This is a genomic window from Bradyrhizobium sp. CSA112, from assembly GCF_029051645.1.
In the GTDB taxonomy this organism is placed as follows: Bacteria; Pseudomonadota; Alphaproteobacteria; order Rhizobiales; family Xanthobacteraceae; genus Bradyrhizobium.
Genome location: NZ_JAACFS010000004.1, coordinates 270,195 through 286,652 on the forward strand (window position 1 = coordinate 270,195; position 16,458 = coordinate 286,652).

Here is a 16,458-nt window from a genome sequence, read left to right on the forward strand (position 1 = left end):
TTATCGTGCCGCTGCCGGCACGTAGCGCAGGATCACGATGCCGGTCGACAATGGCCGGCTGTCGATCAGCTTCAGCTTGACCTTTTCGCCCGGCTTGAACAGCGGCGTTCCGCCGCCGAGAATGATCGGGTTCACCGCGATGCGGAATTCGTCGATCAGTCCGTGCGGGATCAGGCTCGCGGCGAGATCAGCGCTGCCGAACAGGAAGAGATCCTTGGCGCTGTCGCGTTTCAGCCTGGCGACGGTCTCGGGCACGTCAGCGCTGAACATCTGCGTGTTGTTCCAATCGGATTTTTTCACCGTGCGCGAGAAGACGTATTTCGGCGCGGCATTCATGAAATCAGCGACTTCTCCGGTCGCGCTCGGCCAGTGATTTGCCATCAGTTCGTAGGTGACACGGCCGAACAGCAATCCGCCGGCAGCATTCAACTGCTCGATCGACAATTGCTCCAGTTCTTCGCCCCAGACGTCGGAATGCCAGGAAATGTCGCGGTTCGGGCCTTCGACGAAACCATCCAGCGTCATCAGGTTCCACATGATCAATCTGGCCATCGTGCCTCTCCTCAAACTGCTTGCGATTTGCAACTGGTTGTATCCTGAGGCAACTGGTGCAATATTGCAAGCAGTTTTTTTGAGGGCGCCTTCACCCGCCCGTATGGAACCGAACATGACCGACATCAGCCGCTCCGGCTGCCCGATCAATCTCTCGCTGGAAGTGCTCGGCGATAAATGGAGCCTGCTCATCATCCGCGACATGATGTTCGGCAACCGGCGGCACTTTCGCGAGCTGTTGACCAAATCGGAGGAAGGCATTTCCTCCAACATTCTCGCCGACCGGCTGAAGACCCTGCTCGACGAGGGGATCATCACCCGCGAGGACGATCCCACGCACAAGCAGAAGGGAATCTATTCGCTGACTGAACAGGGCATCGAGTTGCTCCCGGTTCTCGCGCAGATGGCGTCCTGGGGTTACAAGTATCTTCCCATCAGCGAGGAGCTCGGTATCCGCGCGCAGCTGCTCAGCGAGGGCGGCCCGAAACTATGGGCGGATTTCATGGACGAGTTGCGCGAGACTCACCTCGGCACGAAGCGACGCAAGCGAACGGGACCGTCCGTCGGCGAGCGATTGCAGGCGGCATATGAGAGCATCGTGAAGCGGAAGTAAGCCGAATACGATTCATCGCGGCGGTGGGCGATGCGCTCGCACAGCGCGTACCGCACACGAAGACATCCTTAAGATCGGCGTTATGTTGCGAAGATATCCGTCATCTTACGGAGAACAGCGTTAACGCATTCTTTCTTCTTCACGTCAAATGTCGAACGCTAGCAGCGAGGCTGGATGGCGTTGGTCGGCGGCCTCATCATGTTACCGCCATTTGGATGAGGTCTTCGTGTTCCAGTTTCTCAAGGGCTCCTCGACAGAGAAGGCGCTTGCCGACGCCATCAGCCGCTCGCAGGCCGTGATCGAATTCGGCACGGATGGGACCATCCTCACCGCCAACGACAATTTCCTCAAAGCCCTCGGCTACACGCTCGGCGAAATCCGGGGCAAGCATCACAGCATGTTCGTCGATCCGTCGGAGCGCGACAGCGCGTCGTATCGTGAGTTCTGGGCGGCGCTCAGGCGCGGCGAGTACCAGGCCGCCGAATACAAGCGGATCGGCAAGGGCGGCCGAGAAGTCTGGATCCAGGCGACCTACAACCCCGTTTTGGATGCCGGCGGCAAGCCGGTCAAGGTGGTGAAATTCGCGACCGATATCACCGCGCGCAAGATCAAGAGCATGGAGGATGCCAGCCAGATCGCCGCGATCAGCCGTGCGCAGGCGGTCATCGCGTTCGAGATGGACGGTACTATCGTCTCCGCCAATGAAAACTTCCTGAAGGCGCTCGGCTACACGCTTGCCGAAATCAAGGGTAAGCATCACGGCATGTTCGTCGAACAGGCGATGCGCGACAGCGCGGCCTACCGCGAGTTCTGGGCGCGCCTCAACCGCGGCGAACACCAGTCGGCCGAGTACAAGCGGATCGGCAAAGGCGGCAGGGAGGTCTGGATCCTCGCATCCTACAACCCGGTGTTCGACGACAAGGGCAAGCCGTTCCGCGTGGTGAAGTTCGCCACCGACGTCACCAGCCAGAAGCTTGCGACCGCCGACCTCGCCGGCCAGATCGCGGCCATCAGCAAGGCGCAGGCCGTGATCGAATTCAACATGGACGGCACCATCATCGGCGCCAACCAGAACTTCCTCAACGCGCTCGGTTACGCGCTGGACGAGATCCGCGGCCGGCACCACAGCATGTTCGTCGATCCGTCCGAGCGCGACAGCGCAGCCTACCGCGAATTCTGGGCAGCGCTCAACCGCGGCGAATATCAGGCCGCCGAGTACAAGCGGCTCGGCAAGGGGGCTAAGGAAGTCTGGATCCAGGCGTCCTACAATCCGATCCTCGATCTCAACGGCAAGCCGTTCAAGGTCGTCAAATACGCCACCGACACCACCGCGCAGGTGCTGGTGCGCCTGGGCAACGAGCGCGTGCGCGGCATGATGGAATCGGTGGCCTCGGGCGCGGAGGAATTGAACGCCTCGGTTCGGGAAATCTCTGAAGCCATGACCAAGTCGCGCGAAACGGCATCGACCGCGGTCGGGCGGGTCGAGGCGGCCGACGCCCAGGCCAAGCGCCTGAACGAAGCAGCGCAGGCCATGAGCGGCATCGTGGAACTGATCGGCAACATCACCGGCCAGATCAACCTTTTGGCGCTGAATGCGACGATCGAATCGGCGCGCGCCGGCGAGGCGGGCCGCGGCTTCGCCGTGGTGGCGTCCGAAGTCAAGAACCTCGCCACCCAGGCCAAGCAGGCGACCGACAAGATCGGGCAGGAGATCGGAAATCTCAACAACATCTCCGGCGACGTCGTGGGTGCGCTCGACAGCATCAAGCAGGCGATCCAGGGCGTCAGCGAGTATGTCACGGCCACCGCAGCCGCGGTCGAGGAGCAGAGCACCGTCACCGGCGAGATGTCCTCCAGCATGCAGCGCGCCGCCGCGGAAGCGAAGGCGATCGCGCAGCGCTAGCGGTTCTATCGGCCCTCGGATGGATCCGATACGGGATGACTGCCCGTATCGGATTTCGCATGCAGCCCTGCTGACTACCGCATCATTGTCGCCGGGACATCGGACAGGGCTTGGGTTATAGGAGCGGGAAATCTCATCTCTCGCAAACGGACCCGCCCATGCCCTCCTTCCCGCAAAAAGCTGCTCTCGTCACCGGCGCCGCGCGCGGCATCGGGCTTGCGACGGCGAAACGCTTTCTCGCCGAGGGCTGGCAGGTGGCGATGCTCGACATCGAGGGCGAATTGCTGCGCGACGCAGTCGCGGGCCTCGCGAAGCCCGACAACACGCTGGCGCTGCATTGCGACGTCTCCGATGCCGAGGCGGTGGCGAACGCGATGGCGACGATGAACCGGCGCTTCGGCCGGCTCGACGCGCTGGTCAACAATGCCGGCATCGCGGTGTTCGCGCCGCTGCTCGACACCTCGGATGACGACTGGAGCCGCATCCTGCAGGTCAACCTCACCGGGCCGTTCATATGCACCAAGGCGGCGGCGCCGCTGATGCGCGAACATGGCGGCGGCGCGATCGTCAACATCACCTCGATCTCGGCGGTGCGCGCCTCCACGCTGCGCTCGGCTTACGGCACCAGCAAAGCGGGCTTAGCGCATCTCACAAAACAGCTCGCGGTCGAACTGGCCTCGCTCGGCATTCGCGTCAACGCCGTGGCGCCCGGCCCGGTCGAGACCGCGATGGCGAAGCAGGTCCACACGCCGGAAATCCGCGCCGATTATCACGACGCCATTCCGCTGAATCGTTACGGCCTCGAGGAGGAACTGGCGGAAGCGATCTTCTTCCTGTGCAGCGACCGTTCGAGCTACATCACCGGGCAGATTCTCGCCGTCGACGGCGGCTTCGACGCCGCCGGCATCGGCCTGCCGACGCTGCGCGGCGCGCGGCGGAACGGGTAAAATCCCTCGTCCTCCCCCTCCCCGCCCTTGCGGGCCTCTTGCGGGGGGAGGGTTATGGCAACTTTCACGGAGGCCGGCGTCTCCGGCGCGGAATTGACGAAACCTTGCCACATATCTCAGCGTAACTGGGCCGGAGGGCAGTGCTGACGAAGGAGTCGCGCATGCGAATGGCGGTCATCAAGGTAGTCGTTGCCGTAGCCGCGCTGTTCGCGGCAATCGTACCGGTCCGGGCCGAGATTCGTATTCTCGCCAGCCCCGGCGGACAGGTCGGACCGTTTCTCGAGCTGTTCGATCGGGTGCGCCAATCCGGCGAGCGGGTGGTGATCGACGGGCCATGCCTGTCGGCCTGCACGCTGGTGCTGATGACGATACCGGAGGAGCGGATCTGCGTAACCCGCCGCGCGGTGCTGGGATTTCATGCCGCGCGCTCGATCGACGGCCGCGGCCGGATCTACGCCGAACCGGAAGCCTCGCGCGCGGTGCAGGCAGCCTATCCGGAGGCGGTGCGGGACTGGATCAGCCGCCGCGGCGGACTGACCGCGCGGCTTCTGCTGTTGCGCGGACGCGAACTCGCCGCGATCTATCCGCGGTGCAGGTAAAATTTGGTAGGGTGGGCAAAGGCGCTCTTCGCGCCGTGCCCACCATCTTTTCGCGAGGCATTAGTGGTGGGCACGCTTCGCTTTGCCCACCCTACTCGCATCACATGTCTTCCTTCGGGCAGTTCACCATCCAGGGAATGCCGAACTTGTCGACGCACATGCCGAACCCGTTGGAGAAGAAGGGTTTGCCGAACGGCATCCGGATCGTGCCGCCTTCGGCGAGCGCGTTGAACCGGCGCTCGGCCTCGGCGGGATCCTCGACCTGCAGCGAGACGGCAAAGCCCTGCGGCTGTTTGTAATCGCCGGGCATGGCGTCCGCCGCCATCAACACCTCGCCATCGACCATGATGCTCGCGTGCATGAGCTTCTTCTTCCAGTCGGGCGGGGTCGGCATCTCGGGCGGCGCGCCCTCATAGGGAAACGTCGCACCGATCTGGGCGCCGAGCGCCCTCTCGTAAAATTTCAGCGCTTCCTCGCAATTGCCGTTGTAGAACAGATAGGGATTGACCTGCATCGCAGCCTCCTTGGGGTTATCCAATCAGTGTCTATCGCGTTCCCCGGATGCTGCGCAGCGCGTTAGCGGCGCGCTGCTGTTCCGGGGTCCATCGATGGGTCCCGGCTCTGCGGTGCATCGTGAAGAACGCTGCACCGCGTCCGGGACACGATAGAGTGGTCGCACTCATTTCTCGGTGATCTTCTTCAGGTTGGCTAGACCAGCTTCGAAATCCCGACCGATCATGCGATCCAGGTTCATGAACACCTGGATCAGCCTGGACATGAAGTTTGCCGGACCATGCATCACCCATGTGACATCGGTGCCATCGCCCTGCGGCAGCATTGTGAACTCGGCGGTGTTGTGCCCTTCGAACGGCTTGAAGAAATCGAGCTTGATGACGATTTTCGACGGCGGCACGGCCTCGAGAATTTCCATGCGGCCGGAACCGACATTCTTGTCGCCGTCCCAGGCATAGGTAGCACCCTTGCCGCTCGCCGCACCGCCATAGGTACGCTTCATCGCCGGATCTTTCTGCTCGTAAGGTGACCAGGTCAGCCACTGATGAAAGTCTGAGATCAGCGGGAAGATCCGTTCCGGCGCCGCCTTGATGCTGACCGAGCGCTGCACACGCAGGGTATTCGACTTGGTCGCGGCGAGTACAAAGACCGCGGCGATGGCAATCGCCAATATGACGGCCATAATGACAATGACTTCGAACATGACCGGCTCCGTGGGAATGAACGTTGAAGTACATCAGCGGCGGAACGGAAACAGGCTGCGTAGGTTCCGGTCGCGCAGCCACAACCCGCCCCATACCATCAGGCCGAGATAAAGCCCAAACAGCGTATGCGTGAACAGGGGACTATCGATCCGGACATGCGAAGCGATCGCGCCGCCGAGATAGCCCGTGAGCAAGATCGCCCCGAGGATCGAGGTCGGCGGGATGGCGTAGAGCACCGTGCAAATGATGGTGATGGCGCCAAGGCCGCGCATCAGTGCATCACTCGAACCATAGCCCATTCTGTCCATGGTTTCGGTGACGACCGGCCACGGCACCAGCTTGATGGCGCCGTCGATCATCAGGAACACGATGACGAGGCCGGAGAGGATGCGGCCTGTCCAGCGCGCGGGCTTTGAGGCCGGAAGAGTCTCGGCGATGACAGTCATGATCTTGTCCCTCGTCTTGAATGGCTGTTCGATTTCAAGACGAACGAGGGGAGAGGAATCCGACAGGGCAGCGAATTATTTTCGAGTCGTGATGGCGGGGTTCTTCCCTTCTCCCCTTGTGGGAGAAGGTGGATCGAATGAGCGTCCGCTCATTCGAGACGGATGAGGGGTCTGTCTCCGCGGAGAGAACCCCCCTCATCCGCCCTCGCTTCGCGAGGGCACCTTCTCCCACAAGGGGAGAAGGAAGGAAGCAAGGGTGAGAAGAAAGCGCGCTACTTCCCCGCCTTTTTGCCGCGGGGCTGGCTGTCGCGCTGCAGGCGGTCGAGATGCATGCGGATGTGGGCGGCTTCGGCCGAGGTGTTCGCCAGCGCGATGGCGCGGTCGAAAGCCGTGCGGGCCTCGTCGTTGCGGCCGAGTTGCATCAGGAAGGCGCCGCGCACGCCGAAGAAATGAAAATAGTTCGACAGCCGCGGCGCCAACGGCTCGATCATGTCGAGCCCGGCCTGCGGCCCTTTTACCTTGGACGCTGCAACTGCACGGTTCAGCGTCACCACCGGCGACGGCTGCATGATCTCGAGCGCGCCATAGAGCAGATCGATCTGGGTCCAGTCGGTATCTTCGGGCTTTTCGGCACGGGCATGCAGCGCCGCGATCGCGGCCTGCACCTGGTAGGGCCCACTGCGGCGATGACGCATCGCCTTGTCGATCAGCGCCAGCCCCTCGGCGATGAGAGCCTTGTTCCACTTCGAACGGTCCTGATCGTCGAGCAGGATCACCGCGCCATCGTCGTCGAACCGCGCCGCAGAGCGCGCATGCTGCAGCAACAGCAGCGCGGTCAGCCCCATGATCTCTGGCTCGCTCTGGAACAGCCGCAGCAACAGCCGCGCCAGGCGAATGGCCTCCTCGCACAAGGGCGCTCGAATCTCGGCTGTATCGCCGCTCGCCGAATAGCCCTCGTTGAAGATCAGGTAGATCATCGCGGCGACCGAGGCGAGGCGTTCAGAGCGCTCCACCGCATCAGGCGCTTCGAACGGCACATTGGCATCGGCGACCCGTGCCTTCGCCCGCGTGATGCGTTGCTCCATCGCGGCTTCCGAGACCAGGAAGGCGCGCGCGATCTGCTTGACCGATAGCCCTGAGACGATGCGCAAGGCGAGCGCGATCTGCTGCGTCGCCGGCAGATCCGGATGGCAGCAGATGAACAAGAGCCGCAGAATGTCGTCGCGGTAGCGCGAACCGTCGAGCCGCTCGGCAAGCTGTTCCTCGGCGTCGTCGAGATCGGAGATCGCCTCGTCCTCAGGCAACGCCTCCTGCTTCTTGCTCCGCCTGATATCGTCGATCGCAACGTTGCGCCCGACCATGATCAGCCACGCCGCGGGATCGCGCGGCGGGCCGTTCTGCGGCCAGCTCTTCAGCGCGCGGAGGCAGGCGTTTTGAAAGGCTTCCTCGGCGGTGTCGAGATTGCGGAAATAGCGCAATAGCGCGCCGACCGCCTGGGGGCGAGCCGAGGTCAGCGCGGCATCGATCCAGGCGGTGTCGGTCACGGCTGCACACTCCCCGGCACAAACTGGCCGACGGGGCGGATCTCATAAGCGCCGCCGGGATTGGCCGCACCGAGATCGCGGGCGACGTCGAGCGCCTCGTCCAGGTTCTTGCAGTCGACGAGATAGAAGCCGAGCAACTGCTCCTTGGTTTCGGCAAAGGGCCCGTCCAGCACCAGCGGCGGGTCGTCCTTGCGCAGCGTGGTCGCTGCCGTCGTCGGCAAGAGCCGCGCGACCGGACCGAGCCGGCCCTGCTTGGTCAGTTTATCCTGCACGACGGCAAGTTTCTTCATGACCGCGGCGTCCTGTTCCTTGGTCCAGGAACCGACGGTGTCTTCGTCGTGATAGCAAAGGATGGCGTAAAGCATGAGGGCTGACATCTCCGTTGTCATGATGACGAACGATTATGCCCGCTGCCGACAGGTGCGTCGAAGAAATTTTGGATTGTTCCGTCGCCGGTCAGGGACCGATGATCGGAGGCGGTGGCGGATTGAGGTGCCGGTAGGTGTGGACGACCGCCTTGGAACAAAGGCTGCACACGGCGACGGCCAGAAAGATGATCTTCATCTTTCTTCGCATGTGAAGGTCTCCCTTGTTGGACCAAAGGAGGCTAGAGAAACGGTTCGATCGGCAATGTGAGGCGGGTCACGCCAAGTGGCCTACGAAAGGAATGGCAATGAACAAGGGGGCGCTCGCGCTGCTGGTGCATGGCGGAACAGAAAACTGGTCGCCGCAACGCTGGAAGGCCCGGTTCGACGAGGTCTGCCCTGACCGATCCGTGCTGCTGTTGCCGGATGCGTCGTCCGATCCGGCGGAGGTGCATTACGCCGCGGTGTGGAAGCCGCATCCGGGTGAACTTGCCGCCTTTCCTAACCTGCGTGTGATCTTCAACCTGGGCGCCGGCGTCGACGCGTTGATGGCGGACCGCTCATTGCCCGACGTGCCGCTGGTGCGCGTGGCCGTCACCGACCTCACCGCCCGGATGACGGAATATGTCGTGCTGCATGTGCTGATGCACCACCGGCAGGAGCCCTACTTGCGGGAATCCCAGCGTGAAAAGCGCTGGGCGCCGAAATCGCAATGGGCGGCGGGCGCTGTTACGGTCGGCATCATGGGGCTGGGCACGCTCGGCGCTGACGCGGCCGACGCGCTCAGGCGTCTGGGCTTTCGCGTCGTGGGCTGGAGCCGCAGCCCCAAGCAAATCGAGGGCGTCACATGCTTTCACGGCAAGTTGCAGCTCGATGCTTTTCTGGGTCGCATCAACATCCTGGTCTGCCTCCTCCCGCTTACCCTGAACACGCGACAGATTCTGAATCGGGGGCTGTTTGAGAAACTGAATCGCACGAGCCCGCTTGGCGCGCCGGTCGTGATCAATGCCGGCCGCGGCGGCCTGCAGAACGAGGCCGACATCCTGCAATGCCTCGACGACGGCACGCTCGGCGGCGCCTCGCTCGACGTCTACGCCACCGAACCGCTGCCCGTGGACAGCCCGTTCTGGACCCATCCAAAAGTGGTGCTGACCCCGCACAACGCCGCCGACACCGATCCCGACGAGATATCCAAATATGTCGCCGAGCAGATCAGACGTTTCGAGGCCGGCGGCGCGCTAGAAAATGTAGTGGATCGCAACCGGGGGTATTGATGATTTGGTCGTCCCTGCCTAGTGCGCAATTGCGCACGGGCGCAGGGACCCATACGCCGCGGCTTCTCGTTTGTCGCTGGGGCTAGTTGCCTTCTTAACACAACGCCCTGTGGTTATAGATCCCTGCGTTCGCAGGGACGACGTTGGAATTTGCTGCCCTCATCCCTTCACGAGCATTGCCCCAGGTTGCACGGCCGGCGCCATTCACCCAAAATTAGCAACGTTTCGGTATTGCTGCTGGATGGCCAGCACAGCAAGAAACGCCTTCTCCCGACGCTTCAATCTGGGACTCAGGACCCGGATCACCGCCGCCCTTGCGCTCGCCTCGGCGGGGACCGCGGTCTTCGTCGTCATCGGCGCGATGTGGATCATCTCAGGGATCGTCGATCGCGCCGACGAGCGCGAATTGCGCAGCCACTACGACGCGCTGCAGTCGAGGCTGGGCCAGGAGGCGCGCCGGGCGGCCGCGATGAGCGCCGTTGTCGCAACCATACCCGCGGTTCAAGAGGCGATGGCGCGCGACGACCGCGATGCCCTGATGGGACTGTTCGGTGCCGGATTCGCTGCGCTGAAATCCGACTACGGCGTCGACCAGTTCCAGTTTCATACGCCGCCGGCAATATCGTATCTCCGCGTCCATCAACCCAAGAAATTCGGCGACGACCTCTCAAGCTTCCGCAAGACGGTGGTCGCAGCCAATCAGCAGCGCAAGCCGATCGTTGGCCTGGAAGGCGGCGTCGCCGGGCTCGGCATCCGCGGCGTCGTTCCCGTCGCACATGCCGGCAAGCATCTGGGTTCCGTGGAGTTCGGCCTGACCTTCGGCCAGCCGTTCTTCGACGAATTCAAGCGCACCCGCGGCGTCGATGTCGCGTTTCATCTTTCGGCTAGCAGCGACTTCAAATTGTTCGGCGGAACGCTGGACGGCCGCAGCTTCTTCGATCCGGCCGACTATGGCCGTGCCCGCGACGGCGGCTTCGCTATCCGCCAGGGCAAGCTCGGCAGCACGCCGGTTGCCGCCTTGCTCGGTCCGATCAAGGATTTTTCCGGCAACTCCATCGGCGCCGTCGAAATCGTGATGGACAACAGCGAGTATGTCACATCGCTCGATCGCGCGCGTCAGTTCGCCATCGGCATGGCGCTGTTCGGAGTAGCCATCGCGGCCGCCGCCGGATTGCTGATTGCCCGCGGCATTTCACGCCCGATTCTTTCGATTACGGCGGTGATGCGCGATCTCGCGCGTGGCAAGCTGGAGTTCGAGTTGCCCGTGCATCAGCGGCAGGACGAAGTCGGCGAAATGGCGCGGGCCGTCGCGGTGTTCAAGGATAATGCCGTCCGCATGCAACGGATGCAGGCAGATCAGGCGGAAACGAAGGCTCTGTCCGAAGCGGAAAAACGCCGGGCGTTCGCGGCGCTGGCCGACAGTTTCGAGGCCAGCGTGCGCGGCGTGGTCGAGCGCGTGTCCGCGGCTGCGACCGAAATGCAGGCGACGGCACAGTCGATGTCCTCCATCGTCGAGCAATCGCGGCAGCAGACGCTGACGGTTTCGACGGCTTCCGAGCAGGCATCCGACAACGTCCAGACCGTTGCCGCGGCCGCCGAGGAATTGTCGTCGTCGATGGACGAAATCGGCCGCCGGCTGACGCATGCCTCCACCGTCGTCGGCAAGGCCGCGAACGACGGCCAGCAGTCGAACAACCGCGTCCAGAGCCTCGCCGCCGCAGCCCAGAAAATTGGCGAGGTGGTGTCGCTGATCAACCAGATCGCCAGCCAGACCAACCTGCTCGCGCTGAATGCGACCATCGAGGCCGCGCGTGCCGGCGAATCCGGCCGCGGCTTTGCCGTCGTCGCCAGCGAAGTGAAGACGCTGGCGACGCAGACCGCCAAGGCGACCGAGGAGATCCGGGCCCAGATCGCGGCAGTGCAGAGCGAAACCGCCGCGGCCGTCGACGGCATCCAGTCGATCTGCACGACGATCCAGGAGGTCGACGAAATTTCCGCGGCGATTGCCGCAGCCGTCGGCCAGCAGGGCTCGGCGACGCAGGAAATCGCGCGCAACGTGCAGCAGGCCGCGGCCCGCACCGGCGAGGTCTCGCGCAACATTTCCGGCGTGACGACGGGCATCCGCGCTACCGGCGACGCCGCGCAGGAAGTGCTCTCATCGGCGGGCGAACTGGCGGAGCAATCGAGCAAGCTTCGCAGCGAGGTCGACCGCTTCCTCGCCCACATCAGGGCGGCCTGAGGCGGGCATTCCTTAACTGGGAATGCCGCCGATCGGAGGCCGGGTATTAATGATCTGGTCGTCTCTGCCGGTGGTGCATGGCGGCTGGAGCGCAGCCTCATTCAGGTTTGATGTTGCCAGCAGTGACAACGTGGCGCCATTTCTCGATCGAAGCATCGATATGGGCAACGTATTGCTGCGGTGTGGAACCGATCGGTTCGTAGCCGATCTCGTCGAGGCGCCGACGCAGGTCGTCGGACTTTAGTGCCGCCTGTGCCACCGTGCCGAGTTGAGTGACGATGGCTTCCGGCAGATTGGCAGGTGCAATGATTCCAAAGTCGGGCGCTGCGTCTACCTTCTGCAGACCGGCCTCCGCCATGCTGGGCACGTCGGGCAGTTGCGGGATCCGTCCCGTCGTGCTTCCCAACGCCCGCAACTTGCCGTCGCGAACATGCTCGAGAACGGCGGGGATCGTGCTGAAAGTGAAATCGACCTTCCCGCCGAGCAGATCGATAATGGATGGCCCGCCGCCGCGATAAGGTACCGGGACAACGTCGATGCCGGTCTCCTGCCGGAATTGTTCGCAGCCGAGATGAACAGCCGTGCCGAGGCCCGCGGTCGCCATGCTCAGCGTGCCCGGCTTCGACTTCGCGAGCGCGATCAGCTCCTTTACGTTGCTGACTGGAAGAGATTCCGAAACGACCAGCACCAAAGAGGTGCGGGCCAGCAGGGATACCGGCGTGAAATTCTTTTTCGTGTCGTACGGCAGTTTGTTCCCGAATAGGCTGGGATTGATCGTGAACGCGCTGTCGACGACGCCGATCGTGTAGCCGTCGGGCGCGGCAGTCGCAATCGCCTGGGTACCGATGATGCTCGCACCGCCTCCCCGGTTGTCGATAAAGAGTGATTGGCCGAGCTTCTCGCCCATCACACCGGCGACGAGGCGTGCGACGATGTCCGATGCGCCGCCGGCGGCGTAAGGGACGACGACACGGATGGGGCGCTGCGGATATTGTTGCGCCTGTGCACGTCGTCCAGCGAGCGATGTGGCCGCGACGGACGTCAAGCCGGCCAAAAGAGAGCGTCGATCTATACGGATCATGATTTTCGTGTCCCGGTTTCTGATCAGTCGTCAGGCGCGATATTGATCGATGAGGTCCATATCCGGATCGCCGCCGAGACCCGGCCCATCGGGAATATCGATGAAACCGTCCGCAATCGGAGCGGTGCTGCCGCAGGGATCGAAGGCAAGATCGCAATAAAATCTTTCCAGGGCGCTCGCTTGCTTCTTGGCTGCCAGCACCTGGATCGTCGCGAGATAGCCCGGGCCGAAGAATGGCGAGTGGGGGACGCAAGTTGCTCCGGCCGCCTCCGACTCGGTGCAGATCCGCCAAAGCGGCGTGAGGCCGCCGATCTTGATCACGCTGGGTTGAACATAGTCGACGCAATCATCTGCGAGCATTTTTTTGAAATCGAGAGCATTGCTGGCGTTCTCTCCGATGGCGGTCGCAACGCCAGTCGAATGCCTTAGCGCGGCAAGCGACGCGAAATCCTCCGGCGGCCAGATCGGTTCTTCGATCCACAGAAGATCGGATGGCGCCATTTCGTTAACAGCATCGACTGCATCCGCGGGAAGCCACGCACAATTGGTATCGACCATCAACGGCACGTTGGGGCCCGCCACGTCGCGGGCCGCTGCGACCGCTTCGGCCGTGCGCTCGTGCAATTTGATCTGTTGAAAACCGTCACCGAGTGCGCGGTCGAGGATGCGTCGGACCCGTTCCAGGTCGCCATTGTACTGCAGCAGGGACGCATAAACCTCGATGCGATCGCGCCTGCGACCGCCAAGCAAAGTCGAAACCGGCACTCCGGCAAGTTTGCCTCGGATGTCCCATAGAGCGATGTCGAGACCGCTGATGGCGTGAATGGTGGCGCCCGCGCGACCCAGATTGTGCAGAGTTCGCTCAATCCGCGCCGGCAACTCCACATCGTCGACTTTCTGGCCAATCGCCAGTGGAGCGACCCATTGGTCGATCGCCGGAACGACCGCCGACCAAAAGCCGCCATAGGCTTCGCCCCAGCCCACCGTGCCACGATCGGTCGTGACCCGTACCAGAACGGTATCGAGCGTGGTGCGTGGCTGGCCCGCGAAGGCCGGTGAAGGCCCCCAATGGTCAAATGGAATTCGCAGCGCGAATGCCGTGATTGCCGCGATTCTTGGTGCGCTCATGGAAAGCAACCTTCGACGATCCGGCTTGCCCTTTGATGACCTGAGGCCGGCAAATACCGCCTGTTTGGCCGCCCGAAGCCATTGTCGCCGCAACAGGTATGTGTTCAAAATACCAAAAGCTGCACTAATCATGTCCTGGGATTATGATGTTGAGCGTTCGGGAGTTGGAGGTCTTTCGCCGCGTTATGGAGTTGGGCACCGTTACCGCGGCCGCCGAGGCACTTCATATTTCCCAACCGGCCGTCAGCCGGACCCTCCAGCAGGCGGAACGACGGCTCGGATTCTCGCTATTTTTGCGCCGGAAGAAGCGATTGCTGGCAACGCCGGAGGCCCAGTCGTTGTTTTCGGAGACAGTCAGGGCGTTCGCCGCCTTCGATGTCGTCCAGAAGCGCGCTGCCGACCTCGGAGCAGGGCGTGCGGGCGGGCTCAATATCGCGGCGATTTCGGCCTTCGCAAATGCGTTGCTTCCGAAGGCCGTTGCAACATTCTGCAAATCGCGGCCTGATGTCGTTATCACGCTTCAGTCGATGAGCGCCCTGCAAGTCGCTACGCACGTCGCCAATCACCAAGCAGATCTGGGGTTCGTCATCGATTCCATCGCGGCGCCGGGCGTGTCTGTGAGCGATCTCTGGGCCACCGACTTCGGATGCGTCATGCCGCGCACGCATCCGTTGGCGTCGAAGCTTCATGTAGTGCCCGCTGATCTCGAGCATGAAAGGTTGATATGTCTGAGCAGGCAGCTCCCTTTGGGGATCCTCGCAATACGCGTTTTTGCAGATGCAGACGTCCCGTTGTCGACTGCAATCGAGGTATCACAGTCCACAGTCGCATGCGCGCTGGTGCGAGCCGGTGCAGGTCTGGCGTTATTGGATGGGCTCGGAACGATGGGGATGCCGGCAGCAGATCTGGTCATGCGGCCGTTCCATCCTTCCGTCAAGGTAATGTGCAGGATCGTGCGACCGCGCCACCTGCTGCAGTCTCGGTTGACCCGCGATTTTATCGACAATCTGAGTGACGTCATAAAAGCGCAGGATAGTTGCGCCGACAGCGTCACGATATCCCGGGCCGTCAGCGAGAAGAATTCGTAAGGTTGGCGCTTCCCAGCCTGGGCACAACGCTCGAGGACAAGATCCCATCATCCCGTCCAGCGTGATCTCGCCGCTTGCGAGACTAGTGCGCAATTGCGCACCAGTCGGGGACGAAATTGAAGTTTGCCAGCATCACCCCTTCGCCGGCAGATCGTGCGAAAAACTCCAGGAATGGCCGAACGGGTCCATGATGCGGGCGTAGCGCGCCCCCCAGAACGAATCCCACGGCTCCAGCGTGACGGTCGCGCCGGCGTCCCTGGCGCGTTTCACCGCCGCGTCGCAGTTTTCGACTTCGAGATGCACGGTCACCGACGTGCCCTTGATCTGGTCCGGCGGAAACACCGCGTCCACGCCATGGGAACCACGGTGCTCGGGAAAGTCGTCCATAACGAAAATCCGCGCGCCGTTGACCTGAATTTCCGAATGCATCAGCCGCTTGCCGTCCTCGGCCGGCATCCGGACAGTTTCGGTCGCGCCGAGCGCCTTCTTGTAGAATTCGAGGGCTGCGTTGGCGTCGCGGACGACGAGATGAGGGGTGACGATCTGGATGGGGTCGGCCATGTCTTTAGCTCCTGATTTCGGACAACGTCATGAGGACGGGCGAGGAAGCCGGAAACCGACAGCGATCAGAAAAGAAAGATCGTCCCGAAAAAGATCGTGTCCCGGCCTTGAGCCGGGACCCAGAGCCACCGGACATGATCGCGATGGAACGGGACTGCCACTTCGCTAAAGAGAAATCGCGGGGGCATGGATCCCGGCTCAAGGCCGGGACACGAAAGGGAAGCAATGGGACTAGGCCCTGAGCATCACATCGAGCGCTCCGTTCACGATCGCGTCCAGCTCCTTGCGCGGCATCCCGGCGCGGGCGCGGATGGCGATGGTGTGGATGGTGGCGGAGGCGAGTTGGGCCAGCACGACCGGATCGGCGTTTTCGGATAGCTCGCCCTTCTCCTTGGCGAGCCGGAAGCACGCCGCAAAAGCTTTGTCGAGTTCTGTAAAGCCTTCCAGCACCATGGCGCGGATATCGGGATCGTGCACGGCCTCGGAGGCTGCGGTCATCACCGTGAAGCAGCCGCGCGGGCCGGATTCGCCGGACAGATAGATGTCGAGCGCCACCGCATAGATCCGTTCGAGCCGCCGGCGGATCGGAAGCTCGTCCCGAAAAATGCCCCCCATCGCAACCCGCGCGTCTTCGCGATAGCGCCGGTAGCTCTTGATGAACAGCTCGCGCTTGTCGCCGAACGCCCCATAGAGGCTCGGCCGGTTCATGCCGGTGGCGGCGGAGAGATCGTCCAGCGACGTCGCGGCGAAGCCATCCTTGCGAAACAGGTCGAGCGCCTTGCCCAGCGCCACGTCCGGCTGATAGGCGCGCGGCCGGCCCCGCCGCTTGGGCGGCACCGGAGCGTCGATCTTCGTAACCGGCGGCTTCTTACTTTTTTGTACCATTTCGCAAAAAATTCCT

At 62.7% G+C, this 16,458-nt stretch carries 17 protein-coding genes; 7 read left to right on the forward strand and 10 right to left on the reverse strand.

Going from position 1 to position 16,458, the window contains the following annotated elements; all coding sequences use genetic code 11:
• The gene (locus GWE18_RS11285; protein ID WP_275185823.1) at nt 1-552 is read right to left on the reverse strand and encodes a dihydrofolate reductase family protein; all 552 of its coding nucleotides are present in this window, start codon (nt 550-552) and stop codon (nt 1-3) included.
• Nucleotides 553-667: 115 nt separating this feature from the next.
• Here GWE18_RS11285 and GWE18_RS11290 point away from each other — a divergent pair, with 115 nt between their 5' ends.
• From GWE18_RS11290 to GWE18_RS11305, 4 genes are all read left to right on the forward strand, one after another.
• Nucleotides 668-1,165: a helix-turn-helix domain-containing protein gene (locus tag GWE18_RS11290; protein ID WP_275185824.1), complete on the forward strand. Its 498-nt coding sequence runs from the start codon at nt 668-670 to the stop codon at nt 1,163-1,165.
• A gap of 226 nt (nt 1,166-1,391) precedes the next feature.
• Entirely contained in the window at nt 1,392-3,068 is a 1,677-nt protein-coding gene (locus GWE18_RS11295; protein WP_275185825.1) for a PAS domain-containing methyl-accepting chemotaxis protein, read from the forward strand.
• A 158-nt stretch (nt 3,069-3,226) separates the two neighbouring features.
• Nucleotides 3,227-4,015, forward strand: a complete 789-nt coding sequence (locus tag GWE18_RS11300; RefSeq protein ID WP_275185826.1) for an SDR family oxidoreductase — start codon at nt 3,227-3,229, stop codon at nt 4,013-4,015.
• 161 nt (nt 4,016-4,176) lie between these two features.
• Complete coding sequence (locus tag GWE18_RS11305; RefSeq protein ID WP_275185827.1) at nt 4,177-4,614, forward strand: hypothetical protein; 438 nt, start codon at nt 4,177-4,179, stop codon at nt 4,612-4,614.
• A gap of 100 nt (nt 4,615-4,714) precedes the next feature.
• Here the strand turns inward: GWE18_RS11305 and GWE18_RS11310 are convergent, their stop codons facing one another.
• The 5 genes from GWE18_RS11310 to GWE18_RS11330 all read right to left on the reverse strand — a co-directional run bounded on the left by GWE18_RS11310 (nt 4,715) and on the right by GWE18_RS11330 (nt 8,186).
• Entirely contained in the window at nt 4,715-5,128 is a 414-nt protein-coding gene (locus GWE18_RS11310) for a VOC family protein (RefSeq protein ID WP_275185828.1), read from the reverse strand.
• A 165-nt stretch (nt 5,129-5,293) separates the two neighbouring features.
• A complete protein-coding gene (locus tag GWE18_RS11315) occupies nt 5,294-5,830 on the reverse strand; it encodes an SRPBCC family protein (protein ID WP_275185829.1) in 537 nt (178 codons plus the stop codon).
• Nucleotides 5,831-5,863: 33 nt separating this feature from the next.
• Nucleotides 5,864-6,277 carry a DoxX family protein gene (locus GWE18_RS11320; protein ID WP_275185830.1) on the reverse strand — a complete coding sequence of 138 codons (414 nt, stop codon included), beginning with the start codon at nt 6,275-6,277 and terminating at the stop codon, nt 5,864-5,866.
• Nucleotides 6,278-6,549: 272 nt separating this feature from the next.
• Nucleotides 6,550-7,821: an RNA polymerase sigma factor gene (locus tag GWE18_RS11325; RefSeq protein ID WP_275185831.1), complete on the reverse strand. Its 1,272-nt coding sequence runs from the start codon at nt 7,819-7,821 to the stop codon at nt 6,550-6,552.
• Nucleotides 7,818-8,186: a YciI family protein gene (locus GWE18_RS11330; RefSeq protein ID WP_057853977.1), complete on the reverse strand. Its 369-nt coding sequence runs from the start codon at nt 8,184-8,186 to the stop codon at nt 7,818-7,820. Before GWE18_RS11330 ends, GWE18_RS11325 begins: the two co-directional genes overlap by 4 nt.
• A 308-nt stretch (nt 8,187-8,494) precedes the next feature.
• Between GWE18_RS11330 and GWE18_RS11335 the strand changes: the two genes are divergently transcribed.
• Together GWE18_RS11335 and GWE18_RS11340 are read left to right on the forward strand one after the other, a co-directional pair.
• Nucleotides 8,495-9,460, forward strand: coding sequence for a glyoxylate/hydroxypyruvate reductase A (locus tag GWE18_RS11335; RefSeq protein ID WP_275185832.1), 966 nt, complete (start codon nt 8,495-8,497; stop codon nt 9,458-9,460).
• 241 nt (nt 9,461-9,701) lie between these two features.
• A complete protein-coding gene (locus GWE18_RS11340) occupies nt 9,702-11,699 on the forward strand; it encodes a cache domain-containing protein (protein WP_275185833.1) in 1,998 nt (665 codons plus the stop codon).
• Nucleotides 11,700-11,796: 97 nt separating this feature from the next.
• Here the strand turns inward: GWE18_RS11340 and GWE18_RS11345 are convergent, their stop codons facing one another.
• Complete coding sequence (locus GWE18_RS11345) at nt 11,797-12,780, reverse strand: tripartite tricarboxylate transporter substrate binding protein (RefSeq protein ID WP_275185834.1); 984 nt, start codon at nt 12,778-12,780, stop codon at nt 11,797-11,799.
• A 30-nt stretch (nt 12,781-12,810) separates the two neighbouring features.
• Nucleotides 12,811-13,908, reverse strand: coding sequence for a mandelate racemase/muconate lactonizing enzyme family protein (locus GWE18_RS11350; protein WP_275185835.1), 1,098 nt, complete (start codon nt 13,906-13,908; stop codon nt 12,811-12,813).
• Between the two features lie 149 nt (nt 13,909-14,057).
• Between GWE18_RS11350 and GWE18_RS11355 the strand changes: the two genes are divergently transcribed.
• On the forward strand, nt 14,058-14,996 hold the full coding sequence (locus tag GWE18_RS11355; RefSeq protein ID WP_275185836.1) for a LysR family transcriptional regulator: 939 nt from the start codon (nt 14,058-14,060) through the stop codon (nt 14,994-14,996).
• Between the two features lie 132 nt (nt 14,997-15,128).
• Here GWE18_RS11355 and GWE18_RS11360 read toward each other — a convergent pair whose 3' ends face one another.
• Entirely contained in the window at nt 15,129-15,557 is a 429-nt protein-coding gene (locus GWE18_RS11360; protein ID WP_275185837.1) for a VOC family protein, read from the reverse strand.
• 231 nt (nt 15,558-15,788) lie between these two features.
• Nucleotides 15,789-16,442 (reverse strand): TetR/AcrR family transcriptional regulator, encoded by a 654-nt coding sequence (locus tag GWE18_RS11365; protein ID WP_275185838.1) that lies wholly within the window; start codon nt 16,440-16,442, stop codon nt 15,789-15,791.
• Nucleotides 16,443-16,458: the final 16 nt, after the last annotated feature.